This window comes from Pseudomonas sp. W2Aug9 (assembly GCF_023127755.1).
Lineage (GTDB): Bacteria > Pseudomonadota > Gammaproteobacteria > Pseudomonadales > Pseudomonadaceae > Aquipseudomonas > Aquipseudomonas synxantha_A.
Window position 1 is genome coordinate 1 of the sequence record NZ_SPKL01000012.1, and the last position, 1,259, is coordinate 1,259.

General features: G+C 52.5%; 1 protein-coding gene. It reads left to right on the plus strand.

Translation table 11 applies throughout. The annotated features are described in order from the left end of the window. Positions 1-83: 83 nt before the first annotated feature. A complete protein-coding gene (locus tag E3O56_RS11210; protein WP_248128242.1) occupies positions 84-1,208 on the plus strand; it encodes an IS481 family transposase in 1,125 nt (374 codons plus the stop codon). Positions 1,209-1,259: the final 51 nt, after the last annotated feature.

Here is a 1,259-nt window from a genome sequence, read left to right on the forward strand (position 1 = left end):
TGTACGGACCGGACACATGGTTGACGGGTGTGCGGGGACATGGTGGACACTTTTCGGCGAGCCAACTTCGCCGGAAAGCCATCATGCCTTGGAACACGAGAGATACCATGAGCCTGAAAGAAGAGTTCGTTGCCTTAGCACGGCAGCCCGGCAGTAATAAAAGAGAACTGAGTCGACGCTTCGGCATCAGCCCGCAAACGGCCTATAAATGGCTCAAACGATACGAGATGCAAGGGCAGTCGGGGCTGCAAGAAAAGTCCCGAAAACCAGCTACCAGTCCCAAACTGACCAATGCGGCCCTGGAGGCGGAGGTCGTAGCGCTCAGGCAGGAACATCCGGCCTGGGGCGGACGCACAATCAGCAGCATCTTGAAAAAGCAAATTGCTCCCAGCACAGTAACTAACGTGCTGCACCGACACGACCTGATTCAGCCCGTTCAGAAGGAACAGGAAGCAAAGCTGAGATTTGAACACGATGCGCCTAACGACCTTTGGCAGATGGACTTCAAAGGGCATTTCGCAACTCAAGAAGGTCGATGCCATCCCCTGACCTTGTTGGATGATCACTCGCGATTCAATTTAGCTATTCAGGCGTGTGATAACGAACGCGGGGGCACAGTGAAGGAGAAGATGATTGAGGTATTCCAACGCTTCGGATTGCCCGCTCGTATCAATGTTGATAACGGTCCTCCATGGGGATCGCCGCGCAACCCCGGTGAAATCACAGAGTTAAGTATCTGGTTGATTAGCTTGGGAATCCGGATCAGTTTCAGTCGCCCCTATCACCCTCAAACCAACGGAAAGATCGAGCGCTTTCATCGATCACTCAAGGCAGAGGTGCTTAATGGACGGCAATTTTCCACGATCAAGGAGGCTCAAAGCGCATTTGATCAGTGGCGTGAGGTTTATAACCTGCAGCGTCCTCATCAAGCACTGGACTACGAGGTGCCCATGGACCGGTATCGGTCCAGCCCTTGGGCTTACCCGCAGCAGTTATCACCCTTCGAGTACGGGCCGGATGATGTGTCGATCAAGGCGTATCACAGCCGATTTCGTTTTCAGAAACGCTATTTCAGCATCGCCAAGGGCCTGAATGGTCATCACATCGGAATACGACCTAACCCTGAAAAAGACGGTCTCTTTGATGTTTACTTCTGCCATCACTTTCTAAGAACGATCGACCTGAGCAAACCTGACTATGGCCCATAATGTGTCAACCATGTCCCCGCACATGTGTCCACCATGTGTCCGGTCTATACA

Excerpts from the sequence above, each read along its gene's own strand:
- E3O56_RS11210 (WP_248128242.1), top strand. The coding sequence starts at position 84 with ATGCCTTGGAACACGAGAGATACCATGAGCCTGAAAGAAGAGTTCGTT.